Origin of the sequence: Streptomyces sp. NBC_00209, from assembly GCF_045206345.1 — a bacterium.
GTDB lineage: Bacteria > Actinomycetota > Actinomycetes > Streptomycetales > Streptomycetaceae > Streptomyces.
Window position 1 is genome coordinate 4020133 of record NZ_CP108121.1, and the last position, 19004, is coordinate 4039136.

Genomic DNA, 19004 nt, shown 5'->3' on the forward strand with positions numbered 1-19004 from the left:
GTCTACGCTCGAAGGATGACTGTGTACGGAAACTTCCCCGGCTCGCGGCCCCGTCGGCTGCGGACGACCCCCGCGATGCGGCGGATGGTCGCCGAGACACGGCTCGATCCGGCCAACCTGATCCTGCCCGCGTTCGTCCGCGAGGGCATCGAAGCGCCGGTCGCGATCTCGGCCATGCCCGGAGTGCGGCAGCACACCCTGGACACCCTGCGGAAGGCGGCCGTCGAGGCGGTCTCGGCCGGGGTCTCGGGGATCATGCTGTTCGGCGTCCCGCTGGACGAGAAGAAGGACGGCCGGGGCACGGCGGGCACCGACCCGGACGGCATCCTCCAGCTCGCACTGCGCGCGGTGCGGGAGGAGGTGGGCGACGATCTCATCGTCATGTCGGACCTGTGCCTGGACGAGTTCACCGACCACGGCCACTGCGGCGTGCTGACCGAGGACGGCCGCGTCGACAACGACGCCACCCTTGAGCGGTACGCGGAGATGGCCCAGGTGCAGGCCGACGCGGGCGCCCATGTGGTCGGCCCCAGCGGGATGATGGACGGGCAGGTCGGGGTCATCCGCGACGCGCTCGACCAGACGGGCCACGAGGACGTCTCGGTCCTCGCGTACACCGCGAAGTACTCCTCGGCGTTCTACGGCCCGTTCCGCGAGGCCGTCGGCTCCTCGCTCAAGGGCGACCGCAAGACGTACCAGCAGGACCCGGCCAACATCCGGGAGTCGCTGCGCGAGCTGGCGCTCGACCTCGAAGAGGGCGCGGACATGGTCATGGTCAAGCCTGCCGGACCGTACCTGGACATCGTGGCGAAGGTCGCGGAGGCGTCGGACGTGCCGGTGGCCGCGTACCAGATCAGCGGCGAGTACTCCATGATCGAGGCCGCCGCCGAGAAGGGCTGGATCGACCGCGACGCGGCGATCATGGAGAGCCTGACGGGCATCCGCCGCGCGGGCGCCCAGCTGATCCTGACGTACTGGGCGACGGAGGTCGCGCAGCGGCTGCGGCGCTGAGGACAGGCCCTACGGCGTGTCCACCAGGCCCATGAAGAGCATCCAGGTGAACAGCACGGTCAGAGGGGCGGCCACGGCGAGGAGGACCGAGGCCGCCGGCCTCCTCCGCATGCACACCCAGCTCGCGAGCAGCACGCCGAGGCTCAGGGCGAGGCCGCAGCAGGAGACCGCGAAGGCCGGGCCGAAGCTCGCGTCGAAGCGGTCGCCCTCCGCGTCCGTGCACGAGTCGCAGGCCATCGGCATCAGCATGCTGAAGAGGAGCGCGTAGAACACGGCCGGGAGCATGATGACCGTCGAGGCCAGCGGCGCGATCCAGGGGTTCTTGGGGAGGTCGTCCAGGGGCTCGTCGTCCAGGGCGCTGGTCTGTGACATGGGCACGATTCCATCAGGTGTGCGGCGGTCGCGCATGGGTTCTTCTCGATCGCGCCGGGGAGCGGGCTCGCCGCCCTCGCCGGGATCGGCGGGGACGGCGAGCCCGCCGTCGACGAGGACGGCACGCATCGGATCTGGTTCTACTTCGAGCTGGGCGGTCAGTAGACGAGTGCGTCGGACATCTCGCTCTGCCAGTAGGTGACGAAGCCGTTGTCGTCCCAGTAGGTCCCGGCGGGCAGCGTCAGCTCGGCCTGGGAGCCGTTGATGGGGGCGTCGGCGCGGTCGGCGAAGGTGACGCCGAGGTGCTTGCTCGGGTACGGCTTCTGGCCGTTCGGCTCGCCCGTCAGGCCGATCCCGGCGTACGCGGACTGGCCCGGGTCGAGCGTCACCACGGCCTGCGGCTTGCTGTCCCGGAGCACCCGGAACACCGCCTGCGCGCCGTCGAAGCGGAGCATCGGCGCGTGGTACGCGTAGCAGGGGCGGTCGCCCGTGTTGGTGACCGTGAGCAGCAGGTGGTTGATCGGGCGGGTCACCTTGGTGACGGTGACCTTCGTGTTCGCGCCGGTGCAGGTGACCGGGGACTTGGGCTTGGGCTTCGGGCTCGGCTTGGAGGCGGGCTTTCCGGCGGACTCCGCGGGCTTCTCGGCCGGCTTGGTGGCGGGCTTCTCGGCGGGCTTGGTGGTGTCGGAGGCCGGCTCGGCGTCCGTGGGGGCCGTCGAGTCCTTGTCCGGCGTGGCCGTCGACGTGTCGTCGGTGGCCTGGACGGACGCCGCGGGCTTCTTCGCGTCGGTGCCGTCGTCCCCGCCGCACGCCGTGAGCGAGAGCGCGGCGAGCACGGCGGTCGCCGCGAGAACGGTGGTGCGGATGCGGTTGCTGCGCATGGTGGTACTCCCCGTGGGTTGTGTCCGGTCGTTCCGGTGTGGTCAGTTCTGGCAGATCAGGAGCAGGACGATCGCGGTCGTCACGATCAGCACCCCGATCGCCAGCGCATCGGTCAGCTCGATGCGGAAGAGGGTTCGCACTGTTCGGCCCCCGTGGTCGCTGTGGTGTGGTCCGAGCTTGTGGCACGGCCGATTCCGGCCGCAACGCCCGCCACACCATTGGGGATGCTGGAATGCCTGCGCGTACTGTGACCTGGGCAGATTCCACGTCCCTGGAACGGTGATCCGGGACGGACCAGGAGGGGGAACGCCGCAGTGGCGACGCCGGAGGCCGAGGAACTAGCGGGCCTGCTGAAGAAACTGAAGGACCGTTCGGGGCGCAGCTACGGGGTGCTCGCGGGCCGCTTGCACGTCAGTACGTCGACGCTCCACCGGTACTGCAACGGGGACGCGGTGCCGGGTGAGTTCGCGCCCGTGGAGCGGTTCGCGCGCCTCTGCGGGGCGACCTCCGACGAGTTGGTGGAGGCCCACCGCCGGTGGATCCTGGCGGACGCGGCGCGGGGGCGGGGGAAGGCGGAAGCGTCTGCTCCGGCGGAGGCCGTGGCGCCGGAGGCGGTGAAGCCGGAGCCCGCTGAGCCGGAGCCGGCCGAGACGCAGCCGGAGCCCGCGCCCGTAGCGCCGGGGCCCGAGCCTCTGGACCCCGGGCCCGTACGCGAAGCCCCCGCCCCCTCACGCCGGCGCCGGGCCTCCGCCCGTACGCGGGTGCTCCTCGCCGCCGCGGCGGTCGTCGCGCTCACCGTGCCCACCGCCGTCGTCATCGGCCAGCTCAAGCAGACCGGTTCCGACGCGGCCGCGGGCGCCCCGGGCGGGCCGGGCACCACTCCCGGGGAGGACTTCGTCTCCGCGTCCCCGGACATCCCCTCGCCCTCGGTCAGCGCGTCGAAGCGGCCCAGCGCCTCCGCGACGGCGGGTTCGGCCAGTGCCTCCGTACGGACGTCACCGTCCGCCTCGCGCACCACCGGCGCGCCCGGGGGCGGGCCGGGGAAGCCGCCCACGGTGACGATCAGCTCGTACAACTGGGAGGAGCCCTGCGGGCAGTACTACCTGCTGGGCCAGGACCCGGCGACCGTGCCGCCCCCGCCGCCGCCCAACAGCACCCGGGGCTGGGCGCGGGCGCTCGGCGGGGTGGACGGGGGCTCCATGAAGCTGGAGCTGACCGTGCAGGGCACCTCCGCGCAGGCCGTCGTCCTGACCGGGCTCCGGGTGAAGGTGCTGAGCCAGCGGGCGCCGGTGCAGCAGCCGGCGTTCTCGATGGGCGAGGGGTGCGGCAGCGGCATCGAGCCCCAGTCCTTCGACGTCGACCTGGACGACAGCCGCCCGGGGCTCAGGCCGGTCGCCGGGAAGCAGGGCGACGAGACCGTGCCCGCCAAGGACTTCCCGTTCCGGGTGTCGTCCAGCGATGTGGAGGTCTTCGACCTCGACGCGCACGTGGAGGGCCACGACGTCAGCTGGTACCTGGAGCTGGAGTGGTCCAGCGGCGGCCGTACGGGCACCCTGCGCGTGGACGAGGGCGGCAAGCCGTTCCGTACGAGCAGCATCGCGGGGCGCCCGGAGTACTACTACCGCTACGACACCTCGGTCTGGGAAAAGCGCTGAGCGGCACGCGGCCCTTCCCGGGCCGCGTGCCGCTCAAACGGTCATGCGTCAGGCGCGCTTGCGGCGGCGGGCCATGACCACGAGGCCCGCACCGGCGGCGACGACCACGGCGCCTCCGACGGTGATCGGGATCATGTTGCCGCTACCGGTCGTCGCCAGGTCGCCCTCGGGCTGCGAGGGGCTGGGCGACGGGACCGGGGCGCCCGGGGTCGTCGTGCCCGACGGGGTGGCGGACGGGGTCGCGTCGCCGGACGGCGGCACCGAGGCCGACGGGGTGGCGGTCGCCGGGGGCGTCGTGGAGGGCGTGCCGCTCGGGGTCGTGCCGGGCTCCGGGGTGCCGGGCACCTCGGGCAGGCAGCCGGTGAACGGGAAGTGGTGCGTCTCCGCGCCGCCCGAGCCGTGCAGCGAGGCCACCCAGACCGAGCCGTTGACCGGGGCGGCCGTGCCCAGCTCCAGGTGCGCGTACGGGGCGAGCACGCTGCCGGGCCAGGCGGCCTGGCTGTTCTTGACGACCTTCGTGGCGGTCGGGAAGTTCCAGAGCAGCTTGGCGCGGACCGCGCCGTCCTCCGCGCTCTGCGTCTTGTCGTCAAGGACGAAGTCCTGACCGCCCGAGAGGAAGAAGCCCGTCGTGCCGGCCGTCTGCATGTCGTACGTCTGGCCGGTGACGTTGACGATCGTCGTCGCGCCCGCCGGGACCTTGATGAAGACCTCCTTGGCCTTCTCCAGCTGCGACGCCTCGACCGAGAACACGTTCCGGCCGGTGTCCGTGCCGGTCAGCGTCAGCCGGTTGCCGTCGAGGCTCGCGGTGGCGCCGGAGGTCGCCGACTCCTTGGCCAGCGTGTCCGCGTACGACCGGAGCTTCGCGAACTCGCCGTCGAAGTCGATCAGATCGGCCTTCTTGCTGAAGGTACCGTTGTGCATCTCGACCGCGCGGTCCTTGACCTCGCCGCCGACGACGGCGTTGCCCTTCATCACGACGGTGGCGGAACCGCCGTTGAGCAGGTCGCCGCGCACGACGAGCGACGCCCGGCCGGGCAGCGCGTCGACCTGGGCGGCCGTCAGCTCGTTGCCGACGCTGAACCCGCCCTTGAAGTCGGCGTTGCCGCCGACCGCCACGGCGCCTTCGGCGTCGGGGGAGTGGACGTCGTCCCCGAGGACGAACTCGCCGTACTTACCGGCGATTCCGAAGGCGTCGGTCGTGCAGTCCGCCGAGGCGGGGGCGGCCTGGACGGCCGGAGCGACGGTGAGCCCGAGAACGAGGGCACCGCCGAGCGCCGCGAGGGCGGCGGAGGTCGGTATGCGCATGGTGCGTGGGTCTCCTGCGGAGCAGTTATGAAGGTTCTGTGGCGACTCCGGTCATGATTCTCATACTTAGGGAAATTGGTCAAGACCAATGAGGCCACCGGCCCCCATTGACCGGAGAGTTCAGCCCCCACGTGCCCGGTGAACGAGGCCCGGCCGGTGGGTGCGGCGTGTGGTGCGCGTCCTGGGGAAGATGGTCTCTGGCCCGGGAGCCACCGAACACTCTTGAGGAGCGACATGACCAGCGGCACCGACGACAGACCGGAACTGCGGACAGCGGCGCCCATCGCCGACGATGCCCTCGTGGAGCGCGCGCAGCGCCTCAGGCGGCGGCTGGAACGGCTCATCGGCATCGCCGCCACCGAGGGGAACGAGCTGGTCCCGCTGCGGAACGGGGACGCGATCTTCGCCGCGATGCTGGACAGCATCCGGGGTGCCGAGCACACCGTGGACATGATGACGTTCGTCTACTGGCGCGGCGACATCGCGCGCGAGTTCGCCGCCACCCTGGCGGATCGCGCCCGCGCCGGGGTCCGCGTACGGCTGCTGCTCGACGGGTTCGGGAGCAGGCTCATAGAGAAGGACCAGCTGCGGGCCATGGAGGACGCGGGCGTCCAGGTCGCGTGGTTCCGCAAGCCGCTCTACCTCTCGCCCCTGAAGCAGAACCACCGCTGCCACCGCAAGGTCCTTGTGGTGGACGAGGAGGCCGCGTACACCGGCGGTGTCGGGATAGCCGAGGAGTGGTGCGGCGACGCGCGGAACGAGAACGAGTGGCGGGACACGCACGTCCGCGTACGGGGCCCGGCCGTCGACGGACTCGCCGCCGCCTTCGCGCAGAACTGGGCCGAGTGCCACGACGAACTCTTCGACGCGCGCGACCGGTTCCGGAGCATCCCGCCTCAGGGCGACGCCGTGGTGCAGGTGGTGCGGGGCTCGGCCAGCGTGGGCTGGCAGGACATGCAGACCCTGCTCCGGGTCGTCCTGGAGACCGCCGAGGAACGCGTCAGGATCGCCACGGCCTACTTCGCCCCGGACGCCTTCTTCGTGGAGCTCATGTGCGCGGCGGCGCGGCGCGGGGTCGAGGTGGAGATCCTGCTGCCGGGCCCGCACACGGACAAGCGGGTCTGCCAGCTCGCCGGGCAGCTGTACTACGAGCAGCTGACGGCGTGCGGCGTGAAGATCCACCACTACCAGCCGACGATGATGCACGCCAAGATCATCACCGTCGACCGGGTCGCCGCGCTGATCGGGTCCACGAACATCAACCGCCGCTCCCTGGACCACGACGAGGAGGTCATGCTCGCGGTCCTGGACCGGGAACTCACCGCCACGCTCGACGCCCACTTCACGGAGGACCTGAAGGCGAGCGAGCGCATCGAGGGCCGGAGGTGGCGGCGCAGGTCCGTCGCCCAGCGTCTTCGCGAGGCGTCGGTGCGGCCGCTGCGCCGCTTTCTCTGAGCGCCCGTCATTTTCAGCGCGCCATGGAAACGAGAACGACTTTTCCGCGGGGGGCGTGGTCGCGAATGTCGGCCTTATCGGCCAGCTTCAGGATCAGGGGCCAGCCGAAGCCCCCCGTACCGCCGCTGAGGTCGGGCGTTCGCTGTCGCGGGCGGTCCCTACTGGGGTCGGCGACCTGTACGTACAGCATGGCTTCGTCCGCCCAGAAGCTCAGCGCGGTCACCGCGCCCGCGTGCCGGATCGCGTTCGTCACCAGTTCGGACACCAGGAGCAGCAGGTCCTGGATAGTCGTCGCCGCCGGTCGTGGGTCGAGTGTCGCCACGAACACCTTGGCCGCCGCCCGCGCGTCGGCCGCCCTGGACGGCGGAGGCCCGGTCACTGTCATCGGGTGCGGGGCGGGAGACACCGCCGCGGAATCGAGGTCAGTCATTTTCTCCCCCGGAGAAATGATCGTCGAACGGTCTGAATTCTTCTTCTTCCCTCGGGTCCCAGGCGTATCCGGCTTTTTTCCCGTACGTGGGGCAAGTGATTGAGCACGTCGACTCGGGGCATACGGGGCAAGTGAATTCCGGCCCGGCGCCGGAAAGAGGCCATGGCCGAAGGGGACACCAGATGACCGACTCAGCCGACTCCGTCCGCGACGCACTCCTGGTCACCCAGCCGGTGCCCGACCTCCAGCTCCAGCTGCTGATCCAGCTGCTCGACCGGGAGACCCGTTCCGGCCTGCCGCTGACGCTGGCGGTCCCCGCCGGGGTGCTTCACGGCGAGGTGATCGGCCACGAGTCGTGGAAGGCGGAATGGGCGCGCAGCCTGCGCCAGGTGGAGGGTGAGGGAGCGAATCTCCTGGCGGAGTTCCCCGAGACGGTGGACCAGGGCATCAAGGAGGCGCAGACGGAGGAGGACGCCGCCTTCCTGCCCCGCTGGATCCACCTGCGGGACGCGACCCTCGTCTGCGGCGGGGTGGCCCCGCTGCGGCTGCCGCTGTGGCGCGGCAGGCTGTCCGACGTCTCGGGATGGACGCTGGGGCGTCCGGAGTAGCGGAGAGGGGCGGGGCCCGCCGGGCCCCGCCCCGTAAAAAGCCCCGCCCCTACCGGCGCCTCAGAGCCGCTCGGGCGTCCGGATGCCGAGCAGCGCCATGCCCCGGTGCAGGGTGCGGGCGGTGAGGTCGCAGAGGAACAGCCGGTTCTCGACGACCTCGGCCGGGTTGTCCTCGCTCAGTACGTGGCACTGGTCGTAGAACGTCGTGAAGAGCGACGCGAGCTGGTAGAGGTACGCGGCCAGCTTGTGCGGCTCGTACTGTGCGGCCACCTCGGCCAGCACCTCGCCGAACTGGTCCAGATGCAGGCCCAGCGCCCGCTCCGCCGGGGCCAGCTCCAGCTCCGGGTGCGCCACCGCCTTCGCGTCGCCCGCCTGGCGCTTGATCGACTGGCTGCGCGCGTACGCGTACTGGATGTACACCGACGTGTCGCCGTTCAGCGACACCATCTGGTCCAGGTCGAACTTGTAGTCCCGTACGGCGGAGGTCGACAGGTCCGCGTACTTCACGGCGCCCACGCCGACGTACCGGCCGTTCTCCACGATCTCCTGCTCGGACAGGCCCACCTTTCCGGCCTTCTCGCGGACCACGGCGGTCGCCCGCTCGACGGCCTCGTCCAGCAGGTCCTCCAGCCGGACCGTGACGCCCTCACGGGTCTTGAACGGCTTGCCGTCCTTGCCGAGCACCGTGCCGAACGGGAGGTGGTGCGCCTTCACGTCCTCGTTCAGCCAGCCCGCCCGGCGGGCCGTCTCGAAGACCATCTTGAAGTGCAGCGACTGCCGCGCGTCCACCACGTACAGCAGGGTGTCCACCTTGAGGTTCCGCACCCGGTCGCGGATCGCGGAGAGGTCGGTCGCCGCGTAGCCGTAACCGCCGTTCGTCTTCTTGACGATCAGCGGGACCTTGTTGCCGTCGGGGCCCAGCACGTCGTCGAAGAAGACGCACAGCGCACCCTCGGAGCGGACGGCGACGCCCGTCTCCTCCAGGATGCGGCAGGTCTCCTCCAGCATGTCGTTGTAGCCGGACTCGCCGACGATGTCGGGGTCGCTGATCTCCATGTCGAGCTTGTCGAAGACCGAGTAGAAGTAGATCTTCGACTCGTCCACGAACCGCTGCCACATGGCCAGCGTCTCCGCGTCGCCCGCCTGGAGCGCGACCACCCGGTCCCGGGACCGCGCCTTGAACTCCTCGTCCGAGTCGAACAGGACCCGCGACGCCTTGTAGAGCCGGTTCAGCGAGGACATCGCGGCCTCGCCGTCCTCCTGGCCGCCCTCGTGGTCCAGCTCGTGCGGGTGCTCCACGAGGTACTGGATGAGCATGCCGAACTGCGTGCCCCAGTCGCCGATGTGGTGGCGCCGGACCACGGACTCGCCGGTGAACTCCAGGATCCGCACCATCGCGTCACCGATGACGGCGGACCGCAGGTGGCCGACGTGCATCTCCTTGGCCACGTTGGGCTGGGCGTAGTCGACGACCGTGGTGCCCGCCGCCTCGTCCGCCGGGACGCCCAGCCGGTCGCCGTCGGCGGCGCGCGCGGCCAGCGTCGCGGTGATCGCCCGGTCGGTCAGCGTGACGTTCAGGAAGCCGGGGCCCGAGACCTCGATGTCCTTGATCAGGTCCGAGGCCGGGAGCGCGTCGGTGACCTGGGCGGCCAGCTCGCGCGGATTGCCCTTGAGCTTCTTGGCGAGCGCCAGGATGCCGTTGGCCTGGAAATCGGCCCGGTCGCTTCGGCGCAGCAGCGGATCGGCGGTGCCCGCATCCGGCAGTGCTGCCGTCAGGGCGTCCGCCAGCTGCTGCTGGAGCGTGGAAGCGAGGGAAGTGACCGAGGCCATGAGCTGGCTGCCGTTTCGGTAGAGGACAGAGGATCGGTCCAGTATTCCACGGGGAGTAAAGCCGTTTTCGTGCTGCGGCCCGCACCTGGGAGAATGGCCGCTGCCCCTACCAGTCCTAGCCGAGAGAAGGACGTGCCGACCGTGGCTCAGAGTCAGAGCAGCACCGAGACCGACTGGGTCTCCCGCTTCGCGGACGAGGTCATCGCCGAATCGGAGCGTCGTGCGCCTGGCAAACCGGTCGTCGTCGCCTCCGGCCTCTCCCCGTCGGGCCCGATCCACCTGGGCAACCTCCGCGAGGTCATGACCCCGCACCTGGTCGCCGACGAGATCCGCCGCCGCGGGTACACCGTGCGGCACCTGATCTCCTGGGACGACTACGACCGCTACCGCAAGGTGCCGAACGGCGTCCCCGGCGTCGACGCGTCCTGGGCCGAGCACATCGGCAAGCCGCTGACCTCGGTGCCCGCCCCGGCCGGGTCCGCGTACCCGAACTGGGCCGAGCACTTCAAGGCCGCCATGACCGCGTCCCTGGACGAGCTGGGCGTCGAGTACGACGGCATCAGCCAGACGGAGCAGTACCTCGCGGGCACGTACCGCGAGCAGATCCTGCACGCCATGCGCCACCGCGCGGACATCGACGCCGTCCTCGACCGCTACCGCACCAAGAAGGATCCGGCGGCGGGCGGCAAGAAGCCGCAGCAGAAGAAGGTGGACGAGGCCGAGCTGGAGGCCGAGGCCGGCTCCGGCGCGGCGAGCGAGGACGACGGCAGCGGCGGCTCCGGCGGCTACTTCCCGTACAAGCCCTACTGCGGCAACTGCGAGAAGGACCTCACCACCGTCACCTCGTACGACGACGACACCACCGAGCTGAACTACACCTGCACGGCCTGCGGCTTCGCCGAGACGGTCCGGCTCAGCGAGTTCAACCGGGGCAAGCTGGTCTGGAAGGTCGACTGGCCCATGCGCTGGGCCTACGAGGGCGTGGTCTTCGAGCCCAGCGGCGTCGACCACTCCTCGCCCGGCTCCTCGTTCGTCGTCGGCGGCCAGATCGTCCGCGAGATCTTCGACGGCGTGCAGCCGATCGGGCCCATGTACGCCTTCGTCGGGATCTCCGGCATGGCCAAGATGTCCTCCAGCAAGGGCGGCGTGCCCACCCCGGCCGACGCCCTCAAGATCATGGAGGCCCCGCTGCTGCGCTGGCTCTACGCCCGCCGCAGGCCCAACCAGTCCTTCAAGATCGCCTTCGACCAGGAGATCCAGCGGCTCTACGACGAGTGGGACTCGCTGGCCCGCAAGGTCGCCGACGGCACGGTCCTCCCGGCCGACGCCGCCGCGTACGCCCGCGCGATCGGCACGGCCGCCGGTGAGCTCCCGAGCACGCCGCGCCCGCTGCCGTACCGCACGCTCGCCTCGGTCGCCGACATCACCGCGGGCGCGGAGGACCAGACGCTGCGCATCCTCAGCGAGCTGGACCCGGCGAACCCGCTCACCTCGCTGGACGAGGCCCGCCCGCGCCTCGACCGCGCCGAGAGCTGGATCACCACCCAGGTCCCGGCCGAGGCCCGCACCATCGTGCGCGACGAGCCGGACCGGGAGCTGCTCGGCTCGCTCGACAACGAGGCGTGCGAGTCCCTGTGGCTCCTCCTGGAGGGCCTGGACACGCACTGGTCCCTGGACGGCCTGACCACGCTCGTCTACGGCGTGCCGAAGGTTCTCGCGGGCCTGGAGCCCGACGCCAAGCCGACGCCCGAGCTGAAGACCGCCCAGCGGTCCTTCTTCGCCCTGCTCTACCGGCTGCTCGTCAGCCGCGACACGGGGCCGCGGCTGCCCACGCTGCTGCTCGCGGTGGGGGCGGACCGGGTGCGCCGACTGCTGGGCGCGTAGGTACGGATGCGCTGAGGGGCCGTCTCCCGGGTGGGAGGCGGCCCCTCGTGCGTCGCGGGGTTACGCGATGTGGTCGGCTTCCAGCTCCGCGTGGAAGCGCCGCTTGAAGTCCGGCATCAGCTGCCGGAGCAGGGCCTCGCCGCGCGGGTGGCGGACGTTGTGCCCGTCCGACAGGTGTATGTCCAGCACCGCGACGCTCGGGTAGTCGTTGTTCTCGGCGATGAACGCCGAGAACACGTCGTACGCGATCTCGGCGAACTCCTCGTCCTGCTGCGTCCACTGCTGTGCGGACTCCTGGACGGGCTCCTGTACGGGCACGGGCTCCGGTACGGGGGTCCGCTCGGGCCGCTCGCCGGGGACGGTGCTGCCGACCGTGCCCACGTTGCCCAGCGGCCGGGTGCGGCCGCCCGGGCCCGAGGGGACCTGGTGCGGGACCGGGCCCTCGACGTCGAAGTCCGGGTCGTACCTGCCCTCGTACACCTTGGCGGTCGCCTGCGACGGGAACCAGGGGTTGTCGCTCTCGTCGGCGGCGGGCTGCCCGGGGGCCTGCTGCCACTCCTCCGGGGTCGCCGTCTGCGGCAGCTCCGGGTGCTGCTGGGCCGTCTCCACGGCGGGGGCCGCGGCCTGGGGCAGCGGCTCCGGCATGGGCTCCGGCAGCGGGGCCGGGTCCGGGTCCGGGGCCGGGGGCAGGAGCGCGGGTTCGATGCCCGCGGCGGCCAGTCCCGCGGGGCCGGTCTCGGCGAGTGGGACGCCGTACTTCGCGAGGCGCAGCGGCATCAGGGACTCGACGGGGGCCCGGCGCCGCCAGGCGCGGCCGTAGCGGGCCTGGAGGCGGGCCTGGTAGATGAGCCGGTCCTGTTCGAGCTTGATGACCTGCTCGTAGCTGCGGAGTTCCCACAGCTTCATCCGGCGCCAGAGCCGGAAGGTGGGGACCGGCGAGAGCAGCCACCGGGTGAGGCGGACGCCCTCCATGTGCTTGTCGGCCGTGATGTCCGCGATCCGGCCCACCGCGTGGCGGGCGGCCTCGACGGAGACGACGAAGAGGACGGGGATGACCGCGTGCATGCCGACGCCGAGCGGGTCGGGCCAGGCGGCGGCGCCGTTGAAGGCGATCGTCGCGGCCGTCAGCAGCCAGGCCGTCTGGCGCAGCAGCGGGAACGGGATGCGCAGCCAGGTGAGCAGCAGGTCCAGGGCCAGCAGGACGCAGATGCCCGCGTCGATGCCGATCGGGAAGACCAGCGAGAAGTTCCCGAACCCCTTGCTCAGGGCCAGTTCGCGCACCGCGGCGTACGAACCGGCGAAGCCGATCGCGGCGATCAGCACCGCGCCGGCCACGACCAGACCGATCAGCACCCGATGCGTGCGCGTCAGCTGCATCGCAGCCACCCCCCCATCCCCTCCCTGTTCCCTTGTCCTCGTCGCCGGTGGCTTGTTTCCGGCGGGCACAGCCTGGCACATGTGTGCGAGAGGTGTCGCGGGGGGAGGGGCCGGGGTGGCCGCGGATGTCGTTGCTAGGACTTGGCCTTGGCCGATGAACTGGGCTTCTTGGACGGCTTCTTGGACGGCTTCTTGGAGGAGTCGTCGGACGCCTTGTCAGTCGCCTTGCCGGTCGCCTTCGGGGACGGGTCGGTCTTCGCGTTCGCGTCGGCGACGGCCGCGACCGCGTCCTTGGCTGCCATCGTGGCGCCCTTCAGGATGGTCTCGGCGTCCGGGGTCTTCGAACCGGCGTAACCCGCGCCGTTGTAGTTGACGACCACGACGACGTTCCCGGTGCGGGCGACGATCGTCGCGAACCGGAAGTCCTCGTCCGTCTTGGACTGGTCGTACGCGATCTTCGTCGCCTGGTCGCCGATGCCGCTGACGGGCCCGGTCGCGATGTTCTTCGCGCCGTCGGCCGCCTGGGACTTCTTGACCTGCTTGTCGAACTCGTCGCCCGCGCGGGCGGCCCCGCTGCCCAGGGTCTGGTCCGAGGCGAAGCGGGTGAAGCCGACGTCCAGCCAGCGGTACTGGGAGCCCTTGACACCCTTGTCGGCCAGCCCGTTCCAGGAGCAGCCGCCGCGCGCGGACGCGTCGCTGGACTTGCTGCGCGTGCCGTTTTTGCTCTTGGCCGAGGGGACCAGGGACCTGACGGTCTTCGCCTCGACGGACGAACAGGGGTCGGGCAGCTCGGCGAACTTCGCCGCCTCGACGGCCGGTTCCGACTTCGTCGCGTCCGGCGTGGCGGAGGCGGAGGAGTCCGCCTCCTTCTTGTCGCCGGAGTCCGACGAGCATCCGGCGACGACGAGCATCACCGGGACGGCGGCGCAGGCGAGTATGCGGGTGAGTCGCGGGGCTGATCGGTGCATGGTTCCTTCACTCGGATGGCGCGGCGGTCGGGGGACGGTGGTGGCTCCGGAGGGCCACGGTACGACGGACGGCGACCGGATGCCGCCTTCGCGGGCGGGCGCGGGGAGCGGTGCGCGGGCGGTCCGGGCGGGGCACCGGGGGCGTCAGTCGTTGAACGAATCGACCAGCTGACGGGCCAGTGCCTGGGCCTTCTCCTGGAGTTCCTGGCTGTCGGGGACCTCGGTGGGCATGGCCGGCTGGGCGGTGTACTCGACGGTCACGATGACGTTGGATGTGCGGAACACCACGCTCACGGTGCGGTGGCGGGCGGGGGCGCCGGCCCGGCTGAGCGCGTCGTCCAGGAACGCGCTGTCGCCCAGCTTGTCGAGCAGCCGGGGCTGGAGGCTGTCGGCGGGGCTGCCGGGGGTGGTGTCGCCGGTCGCGCCCTTGCCGTCCGTGCCCTCGGTGCTCTCCGTGCCCTCTGTGCCGTCCGCGCTCTCCGTGCCTTCCGTGCCTTCCGTGCTCTCCGTGCCTTCCGTGCCTTCCGTGCCGGCGTCCGGGGTGCCGGAGCCGGACGGGGACGCGTCGGGGGTCTCCGGCGGCAGGGCGGTGTCGGGCAGATCGGCGGCGGTCTCCTTCTTCGCGTACACCTCGCGGGCGCGGTCGTCGTCGCTCACGGCGGTGTCGTAGGAGACAACGCGCTCGAAGTCCAGGTGGATGCTGCGGGTGCCCTCGGGGACGTCGGACTTCCAGCGGCAGCCGATCCGCCGGTCGGTGTCGTAGGTGACCGTGGCGGCGCCCTCGAACACCTTGTCCTGCTGGGCCTCCGGCATGTCGGCGGTGCCGGGCAGGAGGTCCTTGAGGGTGGCCTGCGGGATGGCCCGGCAGGCGTCGGGGAGGGTGCGGTACTTGCCCGGGGGAGCGGAGGAGACGGTCGGGGTGCCCGGCTTGCCGTCAGGGGCGGATTCGCCGCTTCCGGTATCGCTGGTGCAGCCGGCGGCGAGCGCGGCGATGAGCACGGCGCCGGTCGCGTACGCCATTCGTCGCACGGTCCTGGGCTCCCTTCGTGCGAAAAACGGTTGCCGCCCGATGGCGGCCGGTGGACACAATGTGTATCGCACGCGCCGCTGTGAACGCCGGTCGGCTGACTTATTTGCCGATCTTGGCGCCGGTTTTGCGCTTTCAGACTTTTCGGGGGAATCGAGGGGTTATGTCGTATGTAGAGGTACCGGGTGCGAAGGTTCCCATCCGGATGTGGACCGACCCGGCGTCGGTCGAGGACGTGGCGATGCAGCAGCTGCGCAACGTCGCCACACTGCCCTGGATCAAGGGCTTGGCCGTCATGCCCGACGTCCACTTCGGCAAGGGCGCCACGGTCGGCTCGGTGATCGCGATGCACGGCGCGGTCTGCCCGGCGGCGGTGGGCGTGGACATCGGCTGCGGCATGTCCGCGGTGAAGACGTCGCTGACCGCGAACGACCTCCCCGGCGACCTCTCCGGCCTCCGCTCGAAGATCGAGCAGGCGATCCCGGTCGGCCGCGGCATGCACGACGATCCGGTCGACCCGTCCGGCCTGTACGGCCTGGCGGCCCGGGGCTGGGACGACTTCTGGGACCGGTTCGACGGGGTGGCCGAAGCGGTCAAATTCCGTCAGGAACGGGCCACGAAGCAGATGGGAACGCTCGGAAGTGGCAACCACTTCATCGAGTTCTGTCTCGACGAGTCGGGTTCCGTCTGGCTGATGCTGCACTCCGGGTCGCGGAACATCGGCAAGGAGCTGGCCGACTTCCACATCGGCCGGGCGCAGGGACTGGCGCACAACCAGGGCCTGGTCGACCGTGACCTCGCGGTCTTCCTCGCGGACACCGAGCCGATGCGGGAGTACCGCAACGACCTGTTCTGGGCGCAGGAGTACGCGAAGCACAACCGCGCGGTCATGATGGCGCTGTTCCAGAACGTCGTCCGCAAGGAGTTCAAGAAGGCCAAGGTCACCTTCGAACCGGTCATCTCCTGCCACCACAACTACGTGGCGGAGGAGCGGTACGACGGGATGGACCTGCTGGTCACCCGCAAGGGCGCGATCCGGGCCGGTTCCGGCGACTACGGCATCATCCCGGGCTCCATGGGCACCGGCTCGTACATCGTGAAGGGCCTCGGCAACGAGAAGTCCTTCAACTCGGCCTCGCACGGCGCCGGCCGCAAGATGAGCCGGAACGCGGCGAAGAAGCGGTTCTCCACGAAGGACCTCGCGGACCAGACGCGGGGCGTCGAGTGCCGCAAGGACTCCGGGGTCGTGGACGAGATCCCGAGCGCCTACAAGCCGATCGAGAAGGTCATCGACCAGCAGCGCGACCTGGTCGAGGTCGTCGCCAAGCTGAAGCAGGTCATCTGCGTGAAGGGCTGAGGCGGGGCCGGGGGCGACCCGGCCCCCGTTCTCACGCCGTGCGGTGCACCTTCGAGTTGGATGCCTGGGCTCGGGGGCGGACCACCAGGAGGTCGATGTTGACGTGGCTGGGGCGGGTGACCGCCCAGTTGATCGTGTCGGCCACGTCGTCGGCGGTGAGGGGGGCCTCGACGCCCGCGTAGACCTTGGCGGCCTTGTCCGTGTCGCCGCGGAAGCGCGTGGTGGCGAACTCCTCGGTCCTGACCATGCCCGGGGCGATCTCGATGACGCGGACCGGGGTGCCGACGATCTCCAGGCGCAGGGTCTCGGCCAGGACGTGTTCGCCGTGCTTGGCGGCCACGTAACCGCCGCCGCCCTCGTAGGTGGAGAGGCCGGCCGTCGAGGAGAGGATGACGATCGTGCCGTCGCCGCTCGCGGTGAGCGCGGGCAGGAGGGCCTGGGTCACGTTGAGCGTGCCGATGACGTTCGTCTCGTACATCTGCCGCCAGTCCTGCGGGTCACCCGTCGCGACCGGGTCGGCCCCGAGCGCGCCGCCCGCGTTGTTGACCAGGACGGCCAGGCCGCGGAACGCGGTGGCGAACTCGTCCACCGCCGCGCGGTCGGTGACGTCCAGCGCGTAGGCCGTCGCCTGGTGGCCGGCCTCGGTGAGCTCGGCGGCCAGGGCCTCGATGCGGTCCTTGCGGCGGGCGGTGAGCACGACGCGGTAGCCGGAGGCGGCCAGCTGCCGGGCGGTCGCGGCGCCGATGCCACTGCTCGCTCCGGTGACGACGGCGATGGGGGTTGCGGCCATGGTCGGGCTCTCCTCGGACGGCTGAACGGTACGGTCGAACGGGGCCAGGATAGGCAGGTCGGACCCGGGTCAGTGGTTGCGGGGGGCGTACATGATCACGGCCATCCCGGCCAGGCAGACCAGCGCGCCGGTCACGTCCCAGCGGTCCGGCCGGTAGCCGTCGGCGACCATGCCCCAGGCGATCGAGCCCGCCACGAAGACCCCGCCGTACGCCGCGAGCACCCGCCCGAACTCGCCGTCCGGCTGAAGCGTCGCCACGAAGCCGTACGCGCCCAGCGCGATGATTCCCGCGCCGATCCAGGCCCACCCCCGGTTCTCCCGTACGCCCTGCCAGACGAGCCAGGCGCCGCCGATCTCGAAGAGCGCGGCGAGGACGAACAGGGCGAGGGAGCGGAGCACGGACATGGGAGCAGCGTGTCATGGGCGGCGCGCCGCGAGGCGCGACGAACCGGTCGGTAAATATGCGCAATTCGGGGTGATCGGTATCTTCGGGGTGCAACGGCGGGACGACGGACCGGGACGCAGGAAACAACGAGCACGGGCGCTCGCCCTGGCCACGGGCGACCCGTACGTGTGCTGAGCAGCGACCCGGCCTTCGTACACTCTCCGCATGCCGCCGAAGCCGTCCCCCCGCCGCAGCACCCTGCTGGCCGAGATGTCCGTCGTGTCGCGGCGCTACATGGCCGCCTACGCGCTGTTCAACCAGGCCGTCGCCGACCGGCTGGGGCTGCACCCGACCGACCTCCAGTGCCTGAACCTGCTCAGCCTGGAGGCGGCGCCCGTCACCACGGGCCGCGTCGCCGAGCTGACCGGGCTCACCACCGGCTCGGCGACCCGGCTGGTGGACCGCCTCGTGCGGGCGGGTTACGTGACCCGGGCGCGGGACACCGCGGACCGGCGGCGGGTGCTCGTGGCGACGGTGCCCGAGCGCATGGCGGAGTTCGGCGCGGTGTGGGAGCGGCTGACCGGCGGCTGGGACGCGCTGTTCGACGCGTACGGCGACGACGAGGTGGCCCTGCTGCTCGGCCACATGCGGCGGACGGTGGAGCTGAGCACGACGCAGATCGCGCGGCTGCGGGAGGGCGACGCCTGAGCCCCGGGCCTCAGCCCGCGACCGGGCCGAAGTCGCGGACCGCTTCCGCGACGATCGCCTCCAGGCGGGCGTGGTGCGCGCCCCGCCAGTAGACCCGCCCGCACTCCACGCACTGCGCGAACACGTCGTACGTACGGCGCGTCCCGTGTTCCAGGTGCGGGCCCACCGTGTCCTTGTCGGCCTCCGTCAGCGGGCCGTTGCAGGCGGTGCACCGGGTCCACGGGGCGAGCGCCGGGGCGAACCGCTCCAGGACGTCCCGCAGCTGCTCGTCGGGCCGGTCGCTGTAGACGTACGCCCCCGCCCAGAGCTCCCGGCGGTGCAGCAGCCCCCGGTCCCGGGAGAGCAGGACGCGCCGCTCCTTCGCGGAGAGCGCGGTGAGGGGGTGTCTTGTCGGTCAGGGTCGGTCAGGCCGCGGCGCCTGGTGCGGTGCATCGCAAGGCGCCGGAGCGTCCTCATGGCGGAGCCATTCGGGCGTTTCGGCAACGCGGCGAGGCGCCGTGCCAGGCGTCGCGGACCCGGCCCTGACCGACAAGACACCCCCTGGGGCCGGGTCGCCGATGTCCTCGCTCTCGTACGCGGCGTCGACGCCGAGCAGCCGCAGCCGCCGGGCGAGGGTCCCGAGGTGGACGTCGAGCAGGAAGCGCAGGGGCGCCCCCGGCACGTGCTGCGGCCGGGGCACGGGGCGGACCTCGACCAGCTCGCCGGCGGCCGGGACGTGCGAGGCGGGGGCGGGGCGGCCGTCCACGAGGAGTTCGCCGGCCTCGGTGAGCGGGATGCCCAGGGACTCGACGACATGGCCGAGCGTGGACGAGCCGTCGGTGGCCACCGGCGTCCGCCCCTGCCGGCGCCCGTGGGCCACGAAGAGCCTGAGCTCGGGGGCGACTTCGAGGTGGATCTCCGGTCCGTTCACCGGGCCAGGATGCCATCGGGGCGGGCGCGCCGCCGCGGATTTCGGGGGCG

Annotated in this window: 17 protein-coding genes and 2 pseudogenes; 7 read left to right on the forward strand and 12 right to left on the reverse strand. The window is 71.4% G+C overall.

All coding sequences use genetic code 11. From position 1 onward, the window contains the following. Positions 1 to 15: 15 nt before the first annotated feature. A complete protein-coding gene (gene hemB, locus OG867_RS18235; RefSeq protein ID WP_406286644.1) occupies positions 16 to 1011 on the forward strand; it encodes a porphobilinogen synthase in 996 nt (331 codons plus the stop codon). A 9-nt stretch (positions 1012 to 1020) separates the two neighbouring features. Here the strand turns inward: hemB and OG867_RS18240 are convergent, their stop codons facing one another. Together OG867_RS18240 and OG867_RS18245 are read right to left on the reverse strand one after the other, a co-directional pair. Next, a complete protein-coding gene (locus OG867_RS18240) occupies positions 1021 to 1512 on the reverse strand; it encodes a hypothetical protein (RefSeq protein WP_406286647.1) in 492 nt (163 codons plus the stop codon). A gap of 29 nt (positions 1513 to 1541) precedes the next feature. Further along, complete coding sequence (locus tag OG867_RS18245) at positions 1542 to 2264, reverse strand: DUF4232 domain-containing protein (RefSeq protein WP_406286649.1); 723 nt, start codon at positions 2262 to 2264, stop codon at positions 1542 to 1544. Between the two features lie 315 nt (positions 2265 to 2579). Between OG867_RS18245 and OG867_RS18250 the strand changes: the two genes are divergently transcribed. Then, the gene (locus OG867_RS18250; RefSeq protein ID WP_406286652.1) at positions 2580 to 3920 is read left to right on the forward strand and encodes a helix-turn-helix domain-containing protein; all 1341 of its coding nucleotides are present in this window, start codon (positions 2580 to 2582) and stop codon (positions 3918 to 3920) included. A 48-nt stretch (positions 3921 to 3968) separates the two neighbouring features. Here OG867_RS18250 and OG867_RS18255 read toward each other — a convergent pair whose 3' ends face one another. Next, positions 3969 to 5225 (reverse strand): choice-of-anchor A family protein, encoded by a 1257-nt coding sequence (locus OG867_RS18255; RefSeq protein ID WP_406286655.1) that lies wholly within the window; start codon positions 5223 to 5225, stop codon positions 3969 to 3971. Positions 5226 to 5459: 234 nt separating this feature from the next. On the opposite strand from OG867_RS18255, the gene OG867_RS18260 reads away from it, so the two are divergent. Continuing rightward, positions 5460 to 6680, forward strand: a complete 1221-nt coding sequence (locus OG867_RS18260; RefSeq protein ID WP_406286658.1) for a phospholipase D-like domain-containing protein — start codon at positions 5460 to 5462, stop codon at positions 6678 to 6680. Positions 6681 to 6693: 13 nt separating this feature from the next. Here OG867_RS18260 and OG867_RS18265 read toward each other — a convergent pair whose 3' ends face one another. Beyond that, complete coding sequence (locus OG867_RS18265; protein ID WP_406291026.1) at positions 6694 to 7065, reverse strand: ATP-binding protein; 372 nt, start codon at positions 7063 to 7065, stop codon at positions 6694 to 6696. Between the two features lie 227 nt (positions 7066 to 7292). Here OG867_RS18265 and OG867_RS18270 point away from each other — a divergent pair, with 227 nt between their 5' ends. Continuing rightward, entirely contained in the window at positions 7293 to 7718 is a 426-nt protein-coding gene (locus tag OG867_RS18270; RefSeq protein ID WP_406286660.1) for a hypothetical protein, read from the forward strand. A gap of 60 nt (positions 7719 to 7778) precedes the next feature. On the opposite strand, the gene argS is transcribed toward OG867_RS18270, so the two are convergent. Continuing rightward, a complete protein-coding gene (gene argS, locus OG867_RS18275) occupies positions 7779 to 9548 on the reverse strand; it encodes an arginine--tRNA ligase (RefSeq protein ID WP_406286663.1) in 1770 nt (589 codons plus the stop codon). A 132-nt stretch (positions 9549 to 9680) separates the two neighbouring features. Between argS and lysS the strand changes: the two genes are divergently transcribed. Beyond that, positions 9681 to 11432, forward strand: a complete 1752-nt coding sequence (gene lysS / locus OG867_RS18280) for a lysine--tRNA ligase (RefSeq protein ID WP_328900786.1) — start codon at positions 9681 to 9683, stop codon at positions 11430 to 11432. 60 nt (positions 11433 to 11492) lie between these two features. On the opposite strand, the gene OG867_RS18285 is transcribed toward lysS, so the two are convergent. From OG867_RS18285 to OG867_RS18295, 3 genes are all read right to left on the reverse strand, one after another. Next, on the reverse strand, positions 11493 to 12809 hold the full coding sequence (locus OG867_RS18285) for a DUF2637 domain-containing protein (RefSeq protein ID WP_406291029.1): 1317 nt from the start codon (positions 12807 to 12809) through the stop codon (positions 11493 to 11495). Positions 12810 to 12943: 134 nt separating this feature from the next. Then, a complete protein-coding gene (locus OG867_RS18290; protein ID WP_406286665.1) occupies positions 12944 to 13777 on the reverse strand; it encodes a DUF3558 domain-containing protein in 834 nt (277 codons plus the stop codon). Between the two features lie 144 nt (positions 13778 to 13921). Further along, positions 13922 to 14797: a DUF3558 domain-containing protein gene (locus OG867_RS18295; protein WP_406286667.1), complete on the reverse strand. Its 876-nt coding sequence runs from the start codon at positions 14795 to 14797 to the stop codon at positions 13922 to 13924. Between the two features lie 170 nt (positions 14798 to 14967). On the opposite strand from OG867_RS18295, the gene OG867_RS18300 reads away from it, so the two are divergent. Further along, positions 14968 to 16161, forward strand: a complete 1194-nt coding sequence (locus tag OG867_RS18300) for an RtcB family protein (protein WP_328900783.1) — start codon at positions 14968 to 14970, stop codon at positions 16159 to 16161. A 31-nt stretch (positions 16162 to 16192) separates the two neighbouring features. Here OG867_RS18300 and OG867_RS18305 read toward each other — a convergent pair whose 3' ends face one another. Next, positions 16193 to 16951 (reverse strand): SDR family NAD(P)-dependent oxidoreductase, encoded by a 759-nt coding sequence (locus tag OG867_RS18305; protein WP_406286669.1) that lies wholly within the window; start codon positions 16949 to 16951, stop codon positions 16193 to 16195. 69 nt (positions 16952 to 17020) lie between these two features. After that, positions 17021 to 17356 (reverse strand): YnfA family protein, encoded by a 336-nt coding sequence (locus OG867_RS18310; RefSeq protein WP_406286671.1) that lies wholly within the window; start codon positions 17354 to 17356, stop codon positions 17021 to 17023. Between the two features lie 205 nt (positions 17357 to 17561). Between OG867_RS18310 and OG867_RS18315 the strand changes: the two genes are divergently transcribed. Then, positions 17562 to 18044 (forward strand): MarR family winged helix-turn-helix transcriptional regulator, encoded by a 483-nt coding sequence (locus OG867_RS18315; protein ID WP_406286673.1) that lies wholly within the window; start codon positions 17562 to 17564, stop codon positions 18042 to 18044. A gap of 10 nt (positions 18045 to 18054) precedes the next feature. Here OG867_RS18315 and OG867_RS18320 read toward each other — a convergent pair. After that, positions 18055 to 18423 (reverse strand): annotated as a pseudogene (locus tag OG867_RS18320) (Mut7-C RNAse domain-containing protein); the annotation flags it as partial. Positions 18424 to 18588: 165 nt separating this feature from the next. Then, a pseudogene (locus OG867_RS18325) lies at positions 18589 to 18954 on the reverse strand (Mut7-C RNAse domain-containing protein); the annotation flags it as partial. Between the last annotated feature and the right edge of the window lie 50 nt (positions 18955 to 19004).

Excerpts from the sequence above, each read along its gene's own strand:
- OG867_RS18260 (WP_406286658.1), top strand. The coding sequence starts at position 5,460 with ATGACCAGCGGCACCGACGACAGACCGGAACTGCGGACAGCGGCGCCC.
- OG867_RS18255 (WP_406286655.1), bottom strand. The coding sequence starts at position 5,225 with ATGCGCATACCGACCTCCGCCGCCCTCGCGGCGCTCGGCGGTGCCCTC.
- OG867_RS18245 (WP_406286649.1), bottom strand. The coding sequence starts at position 2,264 with ATGCGCAGCAACCGCATCCGCACCACCGTTCTCGCGGCGACCGCCGTG.
- OG867_RS18265 (WP_406291026.1), bottom strand. The coding sequence starts at position 7,065 with ATGACAGTGACCGGGCCTCCGCCGTCCAGGGCGGCCGACGCGCGGGCG.
- OG867_RS18310 (WP_406286671.1), bottom strand. The coding sequence starts at position 17,356 with ATGTCCGTGCTCCGCTCCCTCGCCCTGTTCGTCCTCGCCGCGCTCTTC.
- OG867_RS18290 (WP_406286665.1), bottom strand. The coding sequence starts at position 13,777 with ATGCACCGATCAGCCCCGCGACTCACCCGCATACTCGCCTGCGCCGCC.
- OG867_RS18315 (WP_406286673.1), top strand. The coding sequence starts at position 17,562 with ATGCCGCCGAAGCCGTCCCCCCGCCGCAGCACCCTGCTGGCCGAGATG.
- OG867_RS18285 (WP_406291029.1), bottom strand. The coding sequence starts at position 12,809 with ATGCAGCTGACGCGCACGCATCGGGTGCTGATCGGTCTGGTCGTGGCC.
- OG867_RS18240 (WP_406286647.1), bottom strand. The coding sequence starts at position 1,512 with ATGCGTGCCGTCCTCGTCGACGGCGGGCTCGCCGTCCCCGCCGATCCC.
- OG867_RS18295 (WP_406286667.1), bottom strand. The coding sequence starts at position 14,797 with ATGGCGTACGCGACCGGCGCCGTGCTCATCGCCGCGCTCGCCGCCGGC.
- OG867_RS18300 (WP_328900783.1), top strand. The coding sequence starts at position 14,968 with ATGTCGTATGTAGAGGTACCGGGTGCGAAGGTTCCCATCCGGATGTGG.
- argS (WP_406286663.1), bottom strand. The coding sequence starts at position 9,548 with ATGGCCTCGGTCACTTCCCTCGCTTCCACGCTCCAGCAGCAGCTGGCG.
- OG867_RS18270 (WP_406286660.1), top strand. The coding sequence starts at position 7,293 with ATGACCGACTCAGCCGACTCCGTCCGCGACGCACTCCTGGTCACCCAG.
- hemB (WP_406286644.1), top strand. The coding sequence starts at position 16 with ATGACTGTGTACGGAAACTTCCCCGGCTCGCGGCCCCGTCGGCTGCGG.
- OG867_RS18305 (WP_406286669.1), bottom strand. The coding sequence starts at position 16,951 with ATGGCCGCAACCCCCATCGCCGTCGTCACCGGAGCGAGCAGTGGCATC.